Source organism: Micromonospora inyonensis (assembly GCF_900091415.1).
GTDB classification, from domain to species: domain Bacteria; phylum Actinomycetota; class Actinomycetes; order Mycobacteriales; family Micromonosporaceae; genus Micromonospora; species Micromonospora inyonensis.
Genome location: NZ_FMHU01000001.1, coordinates 1,271,338 through 1,290,119 on the forward strand (window position 1 = coordinate 1,271,338; position 18,782 = coordinate 1,290,119).

Annotated in this window: 9 protein-coding genes and 1 pseudogene; 2 read left to right on the plus strand and 8 right to left on the minus strand. The window is 72.4% G+C overall.

What is annotated here, in order from left to right; translation table 11 throughout:
- Positions 1-8: 8 nt before the first annotated feature.
- The 7 genes from GA0074694_RS05725 to GA0074694_RS05755 all read right to left on the minus strand — a co-directional run bounded on the left by GA0074694_RS05725 (position 9) and on the right by GA0074694_RS05755 (position 16,247).
- Positions 9-1,469 (minus strand): ABC transporter ATP-binding protein, encoded by a 1,461-nt coding sequence (locus tag GA0074694_RS05725; protein WP_091453553.1) that lies wholly within the window; start codon positions 1,467-1,469, stop codon positions 9-11.
- The gene (locus tag GA0074694_RS05730; protein WP_091458709.1) at positions 1,466-2,263 is read right to left on the minus strand and encodes an ABC transporter permease; all 798 of its coding nucleotides are present in this window, start codon (positions 2,261-2,263) and stop codon (positions 1,466-1,468) included. Before GA0074694_RS05730 ends, GA0074694_RS05725 begins: the two co-directional genes overlap by 4 nt.
- Complete coding sequence (locus GA0074694_RS05735) at positions 2,260-3,216, minus strand: ABC transporter permease (protein ID WP_091453556.1); 957 nt, start codon at positions 3,214-3,216, stop codon at positions 2,260-2,262. Before GA0074694_RS05735 ends, GA0074694_RS05730 begins: the two co-directional genes overlap by 4 nt.
- A complete protein-coding gene (locus tag GA0074694_RS05740; RefSeq protein WP_091453559.1) occupies positions 3,213-4,769 on the minus strand; it encodes an ABC transporter substrate-binding protein in 1,557 nt (518 codons plus the stop codon). The genes GA0074694_RS05735 and GA0074694_RS05740 overlap by 4 nt, the downstream gene beginning before the upstream one ends.
- 31 nt (positions 4,770-4,800) lie before the next feature.
- Positions 4,801-11,448, minus strand: a complete 6,648-nt coding sequence (locus GA0074694_RS05745; RefSeq protein WP_091453563.1) for a type I polyketide synthase — start codon at positions 11,446-11,448, stop codon at positions 4,801-4,803.
- A complete protein-coding gene (locus tag GA0074694_RS05750) occupies positions 11,445-15,395 on the minus strand; it encodes a non-ribosomal peptide synthetase (protein ID WP_091453567.1) in 3,951 nt (1,316 codons plus the stop codon). The genes GA0074694_RS05745 and GA0074694_RS05750 overlap by 4 nt, the downstream gene beginning before the upstream one ends.
- Before the next feature lie 93 nt (positions 15,396-15,488).
- Positions 15,489-16,247: a class I SAM-dependent methyltransferase gene (locus GA0074694_RS05755; RefSeq protein WP_091453571.1), complete on the minus strand. Its 759-nt coding sequence runs from the start codon at positions 16,245-16,247 to the stop codon at positions 15,489-15,491.
- 336 nt (positions 16,248-16,583) lie between these two features.
- On the opposite strand from GA0074694_RS05755, the gene GA0074694_RS33540 reads away from it, so the two are divergent.
- Positions 16,584-17,444 (plus strand): hypothetical protein, encoded by an 861-nt coding sequence (locus tag GA0074694_RS33540; protein WP_281189691.1) that lies wholly within the window; start codon positions 16,584-16,586, stop codon positions 17,442-17,444.
- A 362-nt stretch (positions 17,445-17,806) separates the two neighbouring features.
- On the opposite strand, the gene GA0074694_RS31470 is transcribed toward GA0074694_RS33540, so the two are convergent.
- Positions 17,807-18,130, minus strand: a complete 324-nt coding sequence (locus GA0074694_RS31470; RefSeq protein ID WP_176737795.1) for a hypothetical protein — start codon at positions 18,128-18,130, stop codon at positions 17,807-17,809.
- Positions 18,131-18,280: 150 nt separating this feature from the next.
- On the opposite strand from GA0074694_RS31470, the pseudogene GA0074694_RS05775 reads away from it, so the two are divergent.
- A pseudogene (locus tag GA0074694_RS05775) lies at positions 18,281-18,778 on the plus strand (transposase); the annotation flags it as partial.
- Positions 18,779-18,782: the final 4 nt, after the last annotated feature.

The window sequence follows — 18,782 nt, forward strand, 5'->3', positions numbered from 1 at the left end:
CGGTCGCTTCAGCGGGCACCGGATTCCTCCATTCGATCGTCGGTGTCGGTGCGTGGACCATCGCTGGCGACGAGCCGGTGGTCCCGCAGCTGCAGTACCTGGTCGGCGTGAGCTGTCACGGCGGGATCGTGGGTGACCGACAGGATGGCCAGGCCGTCCGCTCGCAGCCGCTCGATCAGGTCCAGCAGTCCGGCGGCGGATGCCTGGTCGAGCGCCGAGGTCGGTTCGTCGAGTAGCAGCACCTCGGGTCGCGCGGCCAGGGCCCGGGCCAGGGCGACCCGTTGCCGTTGGCCGCCGGAGAGCGCGTCCGGGCGTCGGCGCGCGAACTCGGCGGCGAGCCCGACCTCGTCGAGGAGGCCCGATGCCGCCTTGATCCGGTCGCGGCGACGCAGGCCGTGCAACACCGCCAGCGGACGGGCCACGGCGTTGCCGACGCGGTGCGCCGGGTTGAGTTCTCCGGCCGGATGCTGGCCGACGAGCTGGACGGCCTGTCGCTGGTCCTGGTCACGCTGCCGCACATCTGCGGGCAGTGGACGCCCTCCCAGCAGCAGTTGGCCCTGCCGGGCGGGACGGCGACCGGCAATCGCGTACAGCAGGCTCGTCTTGCCGCTGCCCGACGGCCCGATGACCGCGGTCCAGGACCCGGACGTCAGGTTCAGGTGCACGTTCTCCAGCAGCGGCGCACCGTCCGGCCGGGTCACCCGCAGGCCGCGCACGGCCAACCGGAGCGCCCGGTCACCGCCGCCGCCGGACCCATCCGCGACGAGGGTCCCGACGCCCGCGCCCGAAATCGGGGACGGCACTCGAGTGCGGGGCGGGGTCAGGTCCACCACCCGGTCGGCGAGGGCGGAGACGAGGTACGGGTCGTGGGTTACCAGCAGGGTGCTTCCGTTCCGCCGGGCTCGTACCGCCTCGACGACCCGGTGGCGCGTGCCCTGGTCGAGGGCCGAGGTCGGCTCGTCGAGCAGCAGGACGTCCGGCTCGGCGGCAAGGGCCCGGGCCAGTGCGACCCGTTGGGCCTGGCCGCCGGAGAGCTCGCCGACCCGACGGCTTGCGAGTTCAGCGGGCAGGCCGAGCAGGTCGAGAACCTCACGGACGTGCTGTGCCCGCTCCGCCCGGGAGCCGGTCAACTGCTCGCCCACCAGACGCTCGACCGACCAGAGCGGGTTCAGCGCCAGGGCCGGGTCCTGACCCACGTATCCGCAGCGCGTCCGCCGCCAACGGCGGGCTGGCCGGCCCGCCGGGACCGGCTGGCCGCGCCACCGCACCGTCCCTGCGGCGCGGACCAGACCCGGAGGCAGGGTGTCCAGCAGGGCGTGCAGCAGGCTGCTCTTGCCCACCCCGGAAGCCCCGGTGACCGCGAGCACCTCACCGGGCCCCAGCCGGAGGTCCGTGGGGGGCAGCACGGTCTGGCCATCGGCGAGGCGACGCACCGTCAGCCCGGTCACCACCAGTGGTTCCCCACTCATGCCACGCCTTCCAACCGACGTCCCGCAGCGCGTGCCGCGGCGGCGAAGAGCAGCGCGCACAGCGCCAACGGCACGGCGGGCGCCAGCAGCGCGGCGGGATTGAGCGCGACGCCGGGCAGGTTCTCGCTCAGCATCAGCGCCCAGTCGGCATCCGGCGGCTGCGGACCGAACCCGAGGACCGCCAGCGTGGTCGCCAGTTGCAGGGCGGTGATCAGCCGCAGACCGGCGTCGGCCGCCACCAGGCCGCTCAACGCCGGCAGGAGTTCCCGTACCAAGATGACGGGCCCGCGTTCACCGCGTTCGACGGCGGCGTGCAGGTAGCCGCTGCCCCGGATGGTGCCGCACTGCCCGGCCACGACCCGGGCGGTGAGCGGCGCGCCGCTCACCACGGAGGCGACCACGACCGCCGTCGCGCCGGGCAGTGCCACCGCCAGCACCAGGGCGAGGATCAGGGCGGGTACGGCAAGCAACAGGTCCCCGAGCCACCGCACGACCCGGCCCGCCCGCGCCGGCCACCAACCTGCGAGCAGCCCGAACGCCACTCCGATCAGGAGGGCCGCCGCCGCGGCGGTGAGGGCGACCCCGAGCAGGTTCGCGCCGCCGGCCACCACCCGGGACAGCACGTCGCGGCCCAGCGCGTCGGCGCCGAGCGGCAGCCGCGTCGACGGCGCGGACCAGGGCACGGCCACCGGCTGTTCCGGGTCGTTTGGGGCGAGGTGCCGGCCGAGCAGGGCCAGCGCGACCACCGCCAGCGCCGCGACCGGGGTGACCATGTCCCAGCGCAGCCGCATCAGTGAGTACCGCCCAACGCTGCGGTGCAGCGGGCAGCGGCGGGACGAGCAGTCCGGTGCACCGCCGCGGCGGCGAGATCGGCGAGCAGCATCCCGACCAGCACGGCCACCACCGGCATCAGGGCCGCGCCCTGCACCACCGGCACGTCCCGCACCGCCACCGCCGACACGAGTAGCCCACCGAGGCCGGGAAAGCCGTACACAGTTTCCACCAGGGCGGTTCCGGCCGCGAGCCACCCGGCGGTCAGGGCAAGCACCTGAATCGCGGGCACGGCCAGGAACGGCAGCACGTGGCGGCGCAGCACCAGTGCCGGTGGCAGGCCGCGCCGGTACGCGTCGACGACGTGCGGCCGGCGCAGGGTGTCGGTCAGCACTCCGCGCAGCAGCGTGCCGGCGAACGCGGCCGACGGCAGCGCGAGGGCCAGCGCCGGCAGAAGGAGCATCCGAGGCTCCTGCCACGGGTGGCCACCCAGTGGCAGCAGGGACACGGCGGGCAGCCATCCCAACATCCCGGACAGCAACGCGCCGAGAGCCGCCGCGTAGACGGCCTGCGGCACCGCGGCGAGACCGGCAGCGAGCGTTCCGCCCCGGCCCCGACACAGATGCGTGACGACCAGGCCGGCCGTGGTCAGCAGCACGGTCACCGCCAGCGCGGCGGCGACCAGGCTGATGGTGGCGGGCAGACGCTGGCCGAGCAGGTCGCTCACCGGTCGGCCGCTGCTCAGCGACCGGCCCAGGTCGCCCTGGAGCAGCCCACCCAGCCACCGCAGATACCGCATGACCAGCGGCTCGTCCAGGCCGAGTTGCTCGCGCGCCCGCGCGACCTGCTCCGGTGACGCCCGCCCGGCGTCCCGGAGGGTCCCCGCGTCTCCCGGTAGCGCCTCGGTGGCGGCGAAGACCACTGCGGTGGCCGCCAGTGCCAGCAGCGCCGTGCGGGCGAGGCGGCGTGCGATCACTTCGCCTTCCAGGCACGTTCGATGAACATCCGCTGGAAGCCGGGACCGTCGGGCAGGTCGTGCACACCGGGCGCGATCAGGTCCAGCCCGTCTCCGACGCCCCACACCACGTACCCGCCGTCGCGCCACAGGTCCTGCTGGATGCGGGCGAGCCGGGCGTTGCGCTCGGCCGGGTCGAGGATGCCCATGGCGGCGTTGAACTCGGCGTCGAACGGGGCGCTGCGCCAGGCGGTCTCGTTGGTCGGGGCGGCGGCCAACAGCCCGACGCGTACCAGGTCGGGGAAGGAGATGCCGCCGTAGTAGCCCACGTAGAAGTTCTTCTTGGCGTAGATGGCGGTCCAGTAGGTGTCGGCCGGCTCGAGCTTCACCTCGACCCGCACCCCGATGTCGGCGAGCTGCTTGGCGTACAGGGTGGCCGTGGTGTCCATGCCGGGGTACGACGTCGTGGTGTGCAGGGTCAGCCTCAGCCCGTCCGCGTGCCCAGCCTGCTTGAGCAGATCCCTGGCCCGGTCCATGTCCCGGGTGCGTTGGGTCAGTCCCTTCGGGTACGACGGGTCGTACGGGGTGGGCAGGTCGTTGGCGATCTGGCCGTAACCGAGGAACACCGTGTCGACGAGTGCCTGCCGGTCGGCGGCGAGTCGGAACGCCTCACGTACCCTCGGATCGCTGAACGGCGCGCTGTCCAGGCGCATGATGATCGGATACTCGGTGACGCCCTTGCGGCGTACGACCTGCACTCCACCGCCGGCCTCGGCGGCCTTGACGGCCGCCGGGCTGACGCTGCCGGCGACGTCCGCTTGGCCGGAGGTGACGGCGACGGCACGGGCCTGCGGGTCGGCGACCGCCCGGATCTCGATCCGGTCCAGGTGGGGTCGCTCGCCCCACCAGTGGTCGTTGCGGACGAGCACGGCGGTCTGGGCGTCGGTCCCGGTCACCCGGAACGGCCCCGAGCCGTGCACGGGCTTGGAGAAGTCGGTGCTGCCGTCGGGGACCACGAAGCTGATGGATTCCAGCGCCTTCGGGGCTTCGGCCATCGGTGCCCGGGTCGCCAGGATCACCGTGTGGTCGTCGGGTGCGCTGGCGGCGGCCATGTCGAAGTCGGCCAGCCGGCCGTAGTTCTCGGCGGCCTTGTTCGCGATCCGGGTCAGCGAGTAGAGCACGTCCTTGGCGAGTACCGGTTGGCCGTCGGTGAATGTGGCGTTGTCGCGTAGGTGGAACGTCCACCGGTCCAGGGTCTGGTTCGGCTTCCACGATCGGGCGAGGCGCGGCTGCGGGATGCCGTCGGCGCCGGGGACGGTCAGCACGTCGTAGGTCAGCGCGAAGCGCATGAGGTCCGACTCGTTGCCGAGTCCGCCGTGCGGGTCGTTGCTGGCGGTGGCCGGAGACCCCGGTACGACGTAGCGCAGGGTGCCGCCGTCGACCGGCGTGCCGGACTCGCCGGCGGAACCGCCGGTCGTGGTGTCGGCGCCGCACCCGCCCACCAGCAGGGCGGCGGCGATGGCGAGGGGCAGCAGTCTGCGCCGGGATAGGCGGGACTGGACAGCGATGTGCATCGGTTCTTCCATGGGCTGAGAGGGGAAGCGGTTATCGGAGCGTGTTCGGCAGTGCCGCGAGTGCCTGGTCCAGGTGGCCGGCGATCGTCTTGGCGGCGTCCCCGGTGAGCAGCGAGTAGTGGTGCCCCTCGACGACGACCTCGTGCACCGGGCCGCGCACGTGCCCGCGCCAGCCGAGGACCGGCAGGTCGGGCGCGTCGTCGACACCCATGCCGACGCCGCTGTTGCGCGGTGACGGCAGCGCCGCCCGGATGAGGAGCAGCCGGGTGTCGGGATCGCTCAGGTGACCCGCACGGTGTTCGCCGAGCGTCCGCAGGTGACGTTCGAAGACCCGCAGCCGGAGGTCGGCGCTGTCCCGTGCGTTGAGCAGGCCGGCGTGACGCAGCCGTTCGGTGACGTAGGCGCGGACTTCGTCGCCGGTGCCGCCGAGCAGCTCGGCTTCCTCGGCCGGGCCGAGTCCGAAATCCAGGTCGAGAAACGCCTCGAGCGAGTGCAGGTAGCGCAGCGCGGCGACCGCGCCCGGAACTCCCGGGCCGTGCAGGGCCCTGATCCGGTCCGGCGTGTTGGAGTCGACCATGAACAGCAGGGCGCTGCTTCCGCCACGCCGTTCCAGCACACAGGCCATCTCGTGGGCCAGGGTGCCGCCCATCGACCAACCGCCGAGCAGGTACGGGCCGTGCGGCTGGTACGTGCGCACCGCGTCCAGGTAGTGCTCGGCCAGCGCCGGAATGTCCTCCGGCTCGACACCGCCGGTGAGGGCCGGGTCGGTCAGGCCGACCACCGGCCGGTCGTCGGTGAGCAGCCGGACGAGTTCGCCATAACAGAGCACGTCCCCGCCGGACGGGTGGATCAGGAACAGCGGCGGCTTGGCGGCGCCGGCACGCAGCAGCAGCGCGGTCTCACCCCGGCCCGTCGCGGCTTCGGCCGGTTGCCCGGCCACGGCCGACCGTGCGGGCCGTGGCGCCTGCCACTCCTCGGCCGTGCCTGCCAGTCGCCGGACCCGGTCGACGTACGCGGCGAACACCTGGTCCGCCTCGTCGGCGGGCAGGACGTCCGCCAACACGTCCCACTGCAGGAGCAGGGCGCCGTGCTGCTCGATCACCTGGTGGTCGAGCCAGGTCTGCGGCGTGCTGCTCACCCCGTACACGGGTGTGCCCATCCAGTCCAGGTCATGCTCGCCGCCGAGCGCGTCGGTCAGCCCCAGCGCGCTGGTGAACACCACGGGTACCGACTCGGTCCGGCCGCTGCGCGCGGACTTCTCCGCCAACAGTTCGAGCGCGGAGAACTCGCGATGGTCCAGGTCGCGGAAGAGAGTCCGCTGCGCCTCGGCCGCGTCCCCGGCGAACGTCCCGGGGCGCGACCGGTCGACCTCGTGCAGCAGCAGCGACGTGAAATCCCCAACGACCAGGTCGACGTCTGGATGCACCCGCGGCCGGTCGAACAGGGTCAGGGTGATGGCGAACCGTCCCTGCCCGGACCAGGCGGCCAGCGCGTCCGCGTACGCCGCGAGTAGGACCGCGGTCGGGGTGAGGCCCCGACGGGCGGCTTCCGCCCGGAGCGCCTGCCACTGTGGCGGCTCCAGCCGGGCGGCGCGCCGCGCGAACCGGGGCCGGGTCCCCGGTGGTGCCGGACGGACCGGCAGCGCGGGCGCCCCGGGCAGGCGGTCGAGCCGACTCCGCCAATAGTCCGCCGCCCGGTTTCGTTCCGGACCCCGCGCCCGCTGCTCCAACGCCGCGACACACGCCGCGAAGGTCGTACCCACCCGGGGCAGCCGGGCGGCCGGATCCTCGTACCGGGCGCGGACCTCGCGGTCCCAGAGCAGAAAGCTGGCGGTGTCGCAGACGAGCACGTCGACGTTGACGAAGAGACGTACGGTCCCCCCGGGAAGCCGGGCGGCGCGGATGTCGACCAGCGGCCAGCGACCCGGACGTGGTTCCCGCCCGACCATCTCCGCTCTGATCCGGGCGAGCTTCTCCTGTCGCGTGGCTTCGTCGAGCGTGGACAGGTCCCGCACCCGGATGCGATAGCGGGGCACCCGGTCGAGAATCCGGTTTCGGCCTTCGGGGGTGATGATCGCGCGGAGCATCGGATGCCGGGCGATCACGGCGTTCCACGCGTCCTCGTACCGGCCCACGTCCAGCCCTGGGCAGTCGTGTTCCAAGTGGAACGAGCAGGGCACGTCACCCAGGCGGTAGCCGCCGGACCCGCCGACCCAATATGCGTGCTGTACCCGGGTCAGCGGGAACTCCCGTGGCCCCTCCGCGTCTGGTCCGGCGTCCTCAAACTCCGTCCCGACGTGCGTGTCGGCGTCGGCGGACGGGCCGGCGTCACCCGCCGGGCCCGGCCCGTCCGCTCCGGCCAGGAGCACCGCCAGCGACGCGACGGTCGGTCGGGCCAACAGGTCCTGCAGGCGCAGTTGGACGCCGTGCTCGTCGCGGAGCCGGGCCAACATGCGGGTGGCGAGCAGTGAGTGCCCACCGAGGGCGAAGAAGTCGGCGTCCCGGTCGGACACCTCGAACCCGAGCAGCTCCGACCAGATCCTGGCGAGGGTCGCCTCCGCGTTCCCACGGGGGTCAGCGCCCTCCGCCGGGACGTCCCGTCCGATGGGCGCGGCGGGTCGCTGTACCTCGGTCGTCCCGCCGACGAGGCGGGGGCGCAAATCGGCGGGGGAAACCGCGACCAGTGCGGGGGCACGCCCGCGACCAGCCAGGGCGAGCAGCCGGTCCAGCGACCGCATGCCGTCCCGCCGCCCGATCGAGTGACGGGACGCGACGGCCCGCTCAGCGCCGCCCGGACCGACCCGCCAGCCGTCCCAGGCCACGCTGAGCCAGACCGTACCGCCGTGCGCGCCCAGCCGTTCCGCGAGCGCGTCGAGGTAGCGGTTGGCGGCGGCGTACGGGGCCAGGCCCAGGCCGCCGACAAGGGTCGTCGCCGACGACATCAGCAGCACGGTGGCCGGGCGGGTGCCCTCGGGCAGGTCCGCCAGGGCCCGCCGCAGGGCCACGGCGGCCGAGACTTTGGCCCGCGCGTGGCCATGTGCCACCTCGGGGTCGACGGCCCGCAGCGGGACGACCGCCGTCGAGGCGACCACGCCCGCGCCGTGTACCACGAGGTCCACGCGGCCGAACCGGTCGACGACATCGCGCAGCAGCGCCGCTGTGGCCGTAGGGTCCCCGGCGTCGATCGCCCGTACCTCCACCGGCAGACCCCGCTCGGTCAACCGTCGGATCGCCGCGACCCGCTCGGCCGCCGGGCTGCCCGGCGGCGGGTCCGGTACGAGGCCGGTACGGCCGGTGACGACGACCTGCCAACCCCGCTCGGCCAGGTGTTCGGCCATGGTGAGACCGACGTCGCCCAGCCCGCCGATGAGCAGGGCGGTGCCCGCGTCCGTCCGGTCCTCCGGTCCGTTGGTGCGGGGGCGCCACGGGTTCAGGGTGCGCAGCCAGCGCTGTGTGCCGCGCAGTGCCACCTCCGCCCCGGCACGCCCGCCGGCCGTCAGGTCCGTCGCCTCCTGCGCGACCCGACGGGCCAGATCGGCCGGCGACCCGGCCGTCGGCAGGTCGATGGTGCGCCACCGCAGGCCGGGGAATTCCTGCGCCAGGATCCGGGGTACGGCGGTACCGGCGGCGCCGGCCGGATTCGGCCGGTCCGCGCTCTCCACCTGCTGGACGGCCCGGGTGACGTGCAGCAGGCAGGTGTCGTGTGCCCAGGTGGCGGTGAGGCGGGCCAGTTCGGCGTGGCGCAGGACCGTCTCGACCACCCGCCCGGCGGGGTCGTCGCCGTCCGGGGCGAGGTCGAGGACGAGCACACCGGCGCACGGGACCGTCGGGTCGGCGGCGACCTCGGCCCGGTCGGTCACCCGGGCGCCGGCGGCGGACAGGTGTGCCCGCACCGCCTCGACCAGAGGGTCGTCGTCGGGGCCGTCCAGCAGCCAGCGACCGGTGACGACCGGTGGGCCGTCCGGCGCCGGTACGCGCTGCCAGACCGGCAGTTGGAAGGGTTCGTCCTCGTCCGGCGCATCCGTCGCGGATCCGGCGTCCGGCTCGGGCTGGTCGATCCACAGCGGGCGCCGGTCGAACGGGTGGCCGGGCAGCGCCACCCGCCGCCGACCGGGCCGGTGCAGAGCCCCGGCGATGATCCCCACCCCCCGGGTCCAGAGTTCACCGGCGGCGGTCAGCAGTGCCGCCCGTTCGCCGCCGGGCTCGTCCGGCTCCGGAAACGTGGCGATGGTCGCCACGAGGTTCGCCGTCCGGTGCCGGCGGGCGAGTTGCAGCAAACCGCCGCCGGGTCCGGCCTGCACGACGACGGCCGGCCAGTTACCGATGGCCGTCGTCAGCGCGTCGGAGAAGCGCACCACCGACCGCAGGTGCGGTACCCAGTGGTCGGCGTCGGGCGCGGACGTGAGGAATTTGCCGGTGAGGGTGGTGGCCAGCGGCACCAGCGGGGTTTGCGCGTCCACCCTCGAGGCGGCGGCCCGTAGTTCGGGTAGGACGGGATCCACGAGTCGGGAGTGGGCGGCGGCGTCCAGCCGCAGCCGGGTGGGTTCCAGGCCGTCCGCGGCCAGCCGTGCCTCCAGCGCGGCCACCGCGGGTTCGGGCCCGGAGACCACGCAGGAGTCGGGTGCGTTGACGGCGGCCAAGTCCAGTTCGGGGTGGTCGGCCAGCAGCGCCGTGACCGCGGGTTCGGCCAGTGGCACGGCCAGCATCGCGCCCTGTCCGGCGGTCCGGGACATACCACGGGAGCGGACCCGCACCAGGGCCGCCGCGTCCGCTACCGGCAGCGCGCCGGCCACCACCGCCGCGACGTACTCACCGAGGCTGTGGCCGACCACCACGTCCGGTCGTACGCCCCACCGGATGAGGACCCGGGCGGTGGCGAGGGACACGGTGAACAGCGCGGGCAGGCCATACGCCGGGTCGCGGGCGAGCCGCAGCGCGGCCGGGTCGGCGCGGTCGGCCTGGATCAGCTCGACCAGCCGGGGCTGGCCGGGTTCGTCGAACAGTGCCGCGCACTCCCGTACGGTGTGGGCGAACTCCGGCTCGTCGGCCATGAGCTCGCGGCCCATGCCCGGGTACTGGGCACCGCCGCCGGGGAACGCGAGCACGACCCGGGGGGCGGTGGCGCCCACCGCGCGGCGGGCCGCGGTGTGCAGGGCAGCCCGGTCGGCGGCGCGTTCGCCGGTGACGACCGCCGCGGCGCGACAAGGCCGGGCCGGGCGTCCCTCGTGCAGGGTGTACGCGACGTCGGCCGGCGCGGCCGCCGTGCTGTCCAGTGCGTCGGCGGTTGCCGCGACGCTGGTGGCCAGGGCCTTGTCACTGCTGGCGGACAGCAGCACCAACTGCGGGCGCGGGTCGGGGGCGGGGGCGCGCCCGGCGGGTGCGCTGCCCAGCACGACGTGGCAGTTCGTACCGCCGATGCCGAACGAGCTGACGCCCGCGTACCGCGGCCCGGGCCAGTCCGTGGTCCGGCCGGCGACGGTGAACGGTGAGCCGTCCAGGTGCAGTTCCGGGTTGAGCGGCTCGGCGTCCAGGGAGGCCGGAAGGATCCCGTGGTGCAGGGCGAGCACGGTCTTGGCGAACCCGGCGATGCCGGCAGCCGAGTTGGCGTGCCCGATGTTGCTCTTCACCGAGCCGAGGGCGCACCAGGCCGGGCCCGTGGAGCCGAACACCCGGCGCAGCGCGCCGACCTCCACGACGTCGCCGAGACGGGTCGCGGTGCCGTGCGCCTCGACGTAGCTGACCTGGCGGGCGTCCACGCCGGCCACGGCCAGCGCCTCGGCGATCACGCGTGCCTGGCCGCGCGGGGACGGTGCGGTGAAGCCGGTCTTGTCCGCGCCGTCGTTGTTGACCGCCGAGCCGTACAGCACCGCCAGCACCGGATCGCCGTCGGCGAGAGCGTCGGCGAGCCGACGCAGGACCGCGACACCGACCCCCTGGGAGTGAACGATCCCGGTGCCGTCGGCGGAGAACGTGCGTACCCGGCCGTCGATGGAGAAGATGCCGTCCGGAACGTACAGGTATCCCAGGCCCTGAGGCACGATCAGCGACGCGCCTCCGGCCAGCGCGGTGTCGCACTCGCCGGCCAGCAACGACTGGGCGGCCAGGTGCACGGCGACCAGCGAGGTGGAGCAGGTGGTGTTGACGGCGATCGCCGGCCCGGTCAGCCCGAGGCGGTGAGCGACCTGAAGGGGAAGGTAGTCCCCGACGGTCGCCATCGCCGTCTGGAGACTGCCGACCGGGTCACTGGCGGACGAGGTGTAGCGGTGGGCCAGGTTACGCATCAGATAGTCGCTGTGTGCCGCCCCGGCGAACACCCCGACGGCTCCGGCCCCGATCCCGTTGCCGTGCCCGGCGGCTTCCAGGGCACGCCAGCACGCTTCCAGGAACAGCCGCTGCTGCGGATCCATGAGCGCGGCCTCGGCGTCGCTGAGCCCGAACGGCTCGGGATCGAACTGGTCCTGGCCGTCGATGACGCCGCCGACCGGGACGTACGCGGGATGCTCGCGCAACCGGCGGGGTACCCCTCGCTCGGCGAGGTCCTCGGGGATGTGCCGGGTGAGGCCGTGCCGTTCGGACACCAGCAGGTCCCAGAACGCGGGGGTGTCGGGCGCGCCGGGGAAGCGACAGTCCAGAGCGGTGACGGCGATCGACGATTCGGCCGGGTTGTCCGCCCCGCTCACCGGTCGACCTCCTGAGCTCGGGTACGGGCGGCCAGCCGGGACGAGCGTCGGGCCGATGGTGGCGCCGAAGTGTCCGCCGGCTCGTGTGTTCGTGGGTCTTGCGTGGCGGCCAGGGCGGTGATGTGTGCGGCGAGGGAGGCGACCGTGGCATGGCCGAACACGTCCGCGAGTGCGAGTCGCGGGGCGATGCTCTCGTGCAGCCTGCGGTAGGTGAGCACGAGCGTGAGCGAGGTCGCGCCCACCGCGGCGAACGTGCTGTCCGGCCGCACTAATTCTCCGGTCAGGTCGGTGAGGACCGCGATGACCGCATCGGTGATGGCGGGGTCCGCCGGATGCATCCCTCCGGCGACCTGGTGACCTGCGGGCTCCGGCTCGGGCCGTTCCGGGGCCGCAGCTGCCGGTTGCGTAACCGTGGCGGGTTGCGGGACCGGGGAGGTGTCAGCGGCCGGCGACGGATCAGTGTGTCGGTACGCGAGTTCGATGAGACCATCGGCGGGAATCCGTTCGACCAGGGTGACGGCGTGTGCGCTACTCCCGGCGTGGACCCGCTCGAGCCAGCGTGCCGACGCGACGAGGGCCCGCGCCGGTGAGAGCCGTCCCGGACGTACGACGAGTGCGGTCTCCAGGCCGAGCGCCGCCGCCTCGGCGATCGCCGGGCCGACCCAGTCCGGGCCGTTCGGGGCGGGCGCGGGCGGCGTGGCTGCGGGTTGCGGCGGTTGGGTGACCGGCGGGGCATCCTCGATCCGGTACGGGTTCGGCAGCGCCGCGTGGTCGATCTTGCCGTTCGGGGTGACCGGCAGCGACTCCAGCACGAGGAACCTGCTCGGGACCATGTAGTCGGGCAACCGTTCGCGCAGCGTCTCGGCCAGTTCACCGGCCGGCGGTGCGGCATGTCCCGCCTTGGGCACCACGTACGCGGCCAGGCGGGGCCGCTCATCCGGGCCGGCCACTGCGGCCACGACGCACTGCCGCAGGCCCGAATGCCGACTGAGCGTGGCCTCGATTTCGCCGAGTTCGATCCGGTGTCCGCGGATCTTCACCTGCCGGTCGACGCGTCCCAGGAACTCGATGTTCCCGTCGTCCCGCCAGCGTCCCAGGTCTCCTGTGCGGTACAGTCGCTCGCCCAGCACCGGGTGCCGGGCGAAGCGGTGCGCCGTCTGCTCCGGATCGCCGATGTATCCCCGGGCGAGCCCATCGCCGCCGATGAACAGCTCGCCCGGCTCGCCCACCGGGCACGGGCCACCGTCCGGGTCGAGGATGTGGAAGGACTGGCCCCGCAGTGCCCGGCCGTAGGGAATGCTCCGCCACTGCGGGTCGACATCCGCCACCGGGTAGGTGATCGACCAGATGGACGCCTCGGTCGCGCCGCCCAGGCTCATCACCCGTGCCTGCGGAGCGAGCCGACGCAGCCGGTCGGGGAGGGTCAGCGGGATCCAGTCGCCGGAGAGCATCACCAGCCGTAGGGTGCGCAGGGCCCGACCGGCCGCCTCCGGCTCGATCTCGGCGTACTCGACGAGCATCTCCAACAGCGCGGGGGCCGTGTTCCAGACCGTGACACCGTGCCGTTCGGCGAGTTCCAGCCAGTGTTGCGGATCACGCTGTCGAACCGGGTCGGGCAGGACCAGCGCGCCACCGGCGCCGAGAACACCGTAGATGTCGAAGACGGAGAGGTCGAAGCTGAGCGCGGACAGGGCCAGCACCCGGTCACCGGAGTTGACGCCGAAACGGTCGACGATGTCGTCGATGGTGGCGCGCGCGGCCCGGTGCTCGATCTCGACGCCCTTCGGCTGGCCGGTGGATCCGGAGGTGAAGATGACGTACGCGGTGGCGTCGGGGTCGGGTCGCGACTGCGGCGGCGTGGCCGGCCCGGACACGACTTCCCCTGCTCGGGCGCTGGGCCGCCCGGACGCGGTCAGGCGGTGCGGTATGACGCCCCCGGGCCACCCGGTCCGTACGCCCCGGCCGACCAGCGCGTGCCGCACTCCGGCACGCGCGCAGATCGCGGCCACGCGGGCGTCGGGCCAGGATGGCTCGACCGGCAGGTAGCCCGCGCCGACGGCGTTGACGGCCAGGACCGCGGCGATCTGGGCCGGTCCCTTCTCACCGGCCACCGCGACCAGATCGCCGGCCCGGACACCGGCCGTGACCAGAGCGGCGGCGGTCGCCGCGACGTTCTCGGCCAGCCGCCTGTGCGAGGTCGCCGAGCCGCCCGCATACAGGGCCGGGTACTCAGGCACGCGGCGGGCGGCGTTGGACACCGGATCGTGCAGCAGCGGACCGCTATCGGGGAAGGGCTCGACGTCCAGGGGCTCCACCGGAAGGACGAAGGGGTCCCAGGCAAGGCTCGGGTCCTTCCAGGCAGCGGCCTCGGTGAGCCGGTGCAGCAGCCGGAGGTACGCGTCGAGCATGCCGCGCAGGTAGCCCTCGGGAAAGGCGCCGACGACCGCGTCCCAGGCGACCCGAAGCGAACCGCCCTCGTCCCACACGATGTGGTCCAGCAGCACCTGAGGGGTCTGCGAGACGCCGAAGACCTCCTCGCCGAGCCAACTCGCGGGGGCTGCCGCGTCGCCGGCGAGTCCCACCCCACTCGTGAACACCACCGGGTAGGGCGGCGCGCCGGAGGCGTGGCCGAGCTGCCGCAGCACCTCCACCCCGGAGACCGACCGGTGGTCCAGGTCCTCCCAGAACCGGCGGTTGAGATCCGTCGCGTACCCGGCGAACCCGCTCCACGAGGCCGGGTCGAATCTCGGGGTACCCACCAGGGCGGTGGTGGTGAAGTCGCCCACCACCAGGTCGATACCCTCGGGGCTCTCCGGTCGGTCGAAGAGTGTGGTGTTCAGGCACACCTGGTCGCCGGCGCCCCACCGCCCGAGGACCACCGCGAACGCGGCCAGCAGGGCCGCCGTTGGCGTCACCCCGTGCTCGCCGCACCGGGTGCGTAGCGTCCGCCAAGTTTCGGCGTCGAGCCCGCCGGCGTGCCGGGCGAAGCGGGGAGGCTCGGTGGAGTCGGCGGCGCGGGTCACCGGCAGGCCTGGCGCCGGAGGAAGCTCCGGACCGCGGGCCGCCCAGTAGGCCCGGTCGCGCTCGCGCCGCTCGGTCCACTCCGAATCGACCGCCCGGGCGCGCAGCAGGTCGGTGAAGTCAGCGGGAGGTTCGGGCAGGGACGCGGCGAGGTCGGCGACGAGTTGTCCCCACTGACGCATGAGCAGCATCCAGCCGGCCATGTCGGTGACCAGCACGTCGACCCCGACGAAGAGGCGCGTGCGGCCGTCGGGCAGAAACGCCGCGTGCAGGTCGAACAACGGCCACTGGCCGGCGGCGCGTACCTGGTGGGAGCGGTCGTACCGGACCATGGCCAGCATCTCGGCCACCTGTGTGGGCGCCGCGTCGCGCAGATCGGTGACGCCGATGCGGTACGGACCGACTGAGGGCAGGATCTGCCCGCGGCCACGCTGGTCGACCACCATCCGCAGCATCGGGTGGTGGTCGACCAGTCGGTTCCAGGCGACTTCGAGCCGCTGGAGGTCCGCGGCCGCGTCGTCGCTGCCCCGGTCGAATTCGTAGTAGTAGAAGGTCGCCACCCCGCCGAGAACCAGACCAGACTCCCGCCCGACAAGGTAGGACTCCTGAACCGGAGTCAAGGGAAAGACCGACGGGTCCTCCGGCTGCCGGCTGGTGGCAGGAGTGCTGAGCAGTTGCCCGGCGGGCGCCGACAAGTGCCGGGCGAGGTCCAGTGCGGTTGCGTTGTCGAGAAATGCCGTCAGCGGAAGGTCGTGTCCGGTGCGCTCCCGGATCCGGCGGCGGAGCCGTACGGCAGTGAACGACTCCAGACCCAGGGCCGTCAGCGCTGTTTCCGCGTCAAGCAGCCCTGGGTCCGTGCCGAGCACCTCGGCGATGCAGTCGAGTACGTCGTCGAGGGCTGCTTCGGGCTTCAGGGGCAGGTTCATCCGGTCTCCGTAGCTGCGATGGCAGTGTGGAGCGTTCCGCCGGGAGGACGGCGGGCGGCGCACCGGGAACCATAGTTGAAAATGAAAGCCGTTTCAATCTTGGTGTCGAAGTTGCCCCCCGGTACGGATCGCGACGTACAGCCCGGCGTCGGGATGGCCGACTTGCCGCGTGGTCAGCCCGTGCTCGGTGAGCTCCTTGCTGAGCTCCGCCTCGTCCATGACCCACCAGTCGTAGTCCACGGTCACTTCGGACACCGGCCGCCCTTCCGCCCGTTGGACGAGGTAGGTCATGTGCCACCTGACCCGGTGTTCACCCGCGACCTCGGCGCTCGCCCAGCCTTCGTAGGTCAAGTCGCCCACGCTGCTGCTGGCCATCCGGCTTCTGGTGATACCGACCGGGCGCGTCGGCGGGGAGAGGTTGAGGATCACACGACCTCCGGGAATCAGCCGGGGTACGATCCGCCGCCACAGCTCCCGCCGGTCGTCCGGCGACAGGTGCCCGATCATGTTCATGGCCACCAGCGCCCGTATGCGCTCAGGGAGCGGGGTGTTCAGCGCGTCGGTCGGTGAGACGGTGACGCGCGCCCGCAGGTGCGCGTCACCGTGCGCTCGGGCGAGGAGCACCGCGCGGAGGGTGGGCGAGGGCTCGACGGCAAGGACCGGTGAGTTGTCAGGTAGGGCGGCACAGATCGTCTCCACTCCGCGTCCCGTGCCGGCGCCCAGGTCCACGGTGACGTCGGTCTCGCCACTGAGGCCACTCAGGGCCTCGACGAGTCCGGGAGCGAAGAGCCCCCAGGCGTCGGCGATGAGGATGTCCATGTACTCGGCTGATCGTGCGTACGGATCGTCCATGTCTTCCTCTACTCGAAGGTCCACCGATTATGACAATCGTTCCCGGAAATGGCGAGGGGCGTGGACGTCCGAGGTCTGGACGCCGGTCTGGACGTATCGACCAACACTGAAGCCAGTGCACTTCGTAGCCAAGTTCGAAGACCTGTTCGCTTGGACAGCGCGACGAACCCGGGGAAGTAGGGTCACCGAGGCCCGGCACTGGTACAACGGACGACGCGACAACGACGCATCCAGCCTGCTACACGCCTGGCTGCACTTCGAGAGCCTGTACGGTGCCAATACCTGTCGCACCTGCTGTGAGCTAGGGCTTCGTGAGTTCGGTGCACCTTCGTGACCATGGTGTTTCGATTGATCTATCTGGTCACGATCCGCGTGCTCGACGCCCTGCTGCGCGCGGCCCGAAGTGACAACGTCGTGCTCGCGGAACTGCTGGCCCTTCGCCATGAGGTCGCGGTGCTGCGCCGCCAGGTCCACGGCCGACCACGCCTGTCCTGGCCAGACCGGGCGATCCGCGCTGGCCCGGCGGCTGCCCCGTGCGGTGCGCGCACACCGGATCGTGGCCCCGGCGACCCTGCTGGCCTGGCACCGCCGGCTGGTCCAACGTCGCTGGACCTACCCCCACCGCGGCGGCCGACCGCCCGTCAGCGACGAGACCCGCCAGCTCATCCGCCGAATGGCCCGGGACAACCCCCGCTGGGGCCACAAGAGCTGCTCGGACTGGGCCACCGCGTCGGTCTCGGCACCATCCGCCGAGTCCTGGCCCGTGGCCGCCTCGGCCCCGCACCTCGCGACACCGACACCACCTGGCGGACATTCCTGCGTGCCCAGGCCACCGGCCTGCTGGCCGCCGACTTCTTCCACGTCGATACCGTATGGCTGCGCCGCCTGTACGTGCTGGTCGTCATGGAGATCGCCACCCGCCGGGTCCACCTGCTCGGCGTGACCGAGCACCCGACCCAGGCGTGGGTGACCCAGCAGGCCCGCAACCTGCTCATGGACCTCGGAGAACGCACCAGCGACTTCCGGTTCATGATCCGCGATCGCGACACCAAATACGCCGCATCGTTCGACGCCGCACTCGCCGATGAGGGCGTACAGGTGGTGAAGACACCGCCGCGCACACCGAAGGCGAACTGTTTCGTCGAACGATGGGGCCGCAGCATGCGCGAGGAACTGGTGGAAAAGACGCGACGCTGATCGCGCTCGCCCTCGGCTCTGGCCAACCGGAACCGCCAGTCCTCGCCGCTCGGAGAATCCCGGCATGGTGTTGCATTTCGGTATTGTCACATCCGTCCACCATCGTCGTTACGTTCGCCCTTCGCCAAACGCCAGGGTTCATCTCTCCGTGACGGTACGACTATCGTGAGTAAGAATTCCCGAAGAAGGAGAGGACCTCTCATGCCGTTGTCAGTGGCGGATCTCGCGGCGCCCGGAAACACACCGATCACGATCCTGTCGACGACCTTTCCGAACGTGTATCTGCGCATGGACGGCACCGGGGTGACGACCTGGAACGGGTCTGGCAGTGGGGTCGTCAACTGCCAATTTGGCGCGGGACCTTACGAGAAGTTCAAGGTTCTCCCGCAGGCCGACGGCTCGTTCGCCTTCGCGTCGGCGACCTTTTCGAACGTGTATCTGCGCATGGACGCCGCCGAGTTGCCGCAGATCCCCGGGGGCCGGGCGGTGGAACCGTCAACTGCCAGGTCCACGTGGGTACCCACGAGACGTTCAAGCTTCTCCCGCAGGCAGGTGGTTCGTTCTCCTTCGAGTCGACGTTGTTTCCGAATTCGTTTTTGCGCCTGGTCGGCTTCGGGGTTACGGCCTCCACCAACGGTGGCGGTGGGGTAGTCAACTGCCAGTTCGGCGCCCCGGGTGGCGATCACGAAAAGTTCTTTCTCAACGTGGCAGCCTAGCCTCGGCCCTTCGTTAAGGGCGGTCACAGGGTGGGCAGGAAGCAAAGAAGTGCCTCTCTGATCAGGGAAAATGGGACTTGCTGAGGGTCCGATGTTCCTGTCACGGAAGGCACGTGCTGGGTGAAGGCTACCGCAACACGTCCGAAGATCGCGGTCACCGGTGGTGGACGGGGCGTGGTGGGCCACGTCGGTGCCCGCCTGCTTGCGGATCTGGCCGACGTGACCGGGCTGACCAGCGCGTTCGGTGAGGCCTTGGCAGGAATGCGGCAGCGGCAGGGCGGGCACGATCCGGGCCGTGTCACCGTGGACCTGGCGGTGATGCTCGCCGACGGCGGCGAGGCCATCGCTGATCTCGCGGTGCTGCGGGACCAGCCCGCCCTGTTCGGGCCGGTCGCCTCCGACCCGACCGCCTGGCGGCTGCTGTCCCGACTGGACGAGCCGATGCTGGCCGAGCTGCGGGCCGCGCGGGCCCGAGCCCGCGAGATCGCCTGGGCCCAGCACGCCGACACCCGCGGTGACCTGCCGCAGCCGATGGTGGCCGGCCGGCGGGTCGACGGTCTGGTCCTGGACATCGACGCGACGATCGTGCTCTTGTACCGTGCCAGAACTCATCGCACATGCT

Excerpts from the sequence above, each read along its gene's own strand:
- GA0074694_RS05725 (WP_091453553.1), bottom strand. The coding sequence starts at position 1,469 with ATGAGTGGGGAACCACTGGTGGTGACCGGGCTGACGGTGCGTCGCCTC.
- GA0074694_RS05740 (WP_091453559.1), bottom strand. The coding sequence starts at position 4,769 with ATGCACATCGCTGTCCAGTCCCGCCTATCCCGGCGCAGACTGCTGCCC.
- GA0074694_RS05750 (WP_091453567.1), bottom strand. The coding sequence starts at position 15,395 with ATGAACCTGCCCCTGAAGCCCGAAGCAGCCCTCGACGACGTACTCGAC.
- GA0074694_RS05755 (WP_091453571.1), bottom strand. The coding sequence starts at position 16,247 with ATGGACGATCCGTACGCACGATCAGCCGAGTACATGGACATCCTCATC.
- GA0074694_RS33540 (WP_281189691.1), top strand. The coding sequence starts at position 16,584 with ATGGTGTTTCGATTGATCTATCTGGTCACGATCCGCGTGCTCGACGCC.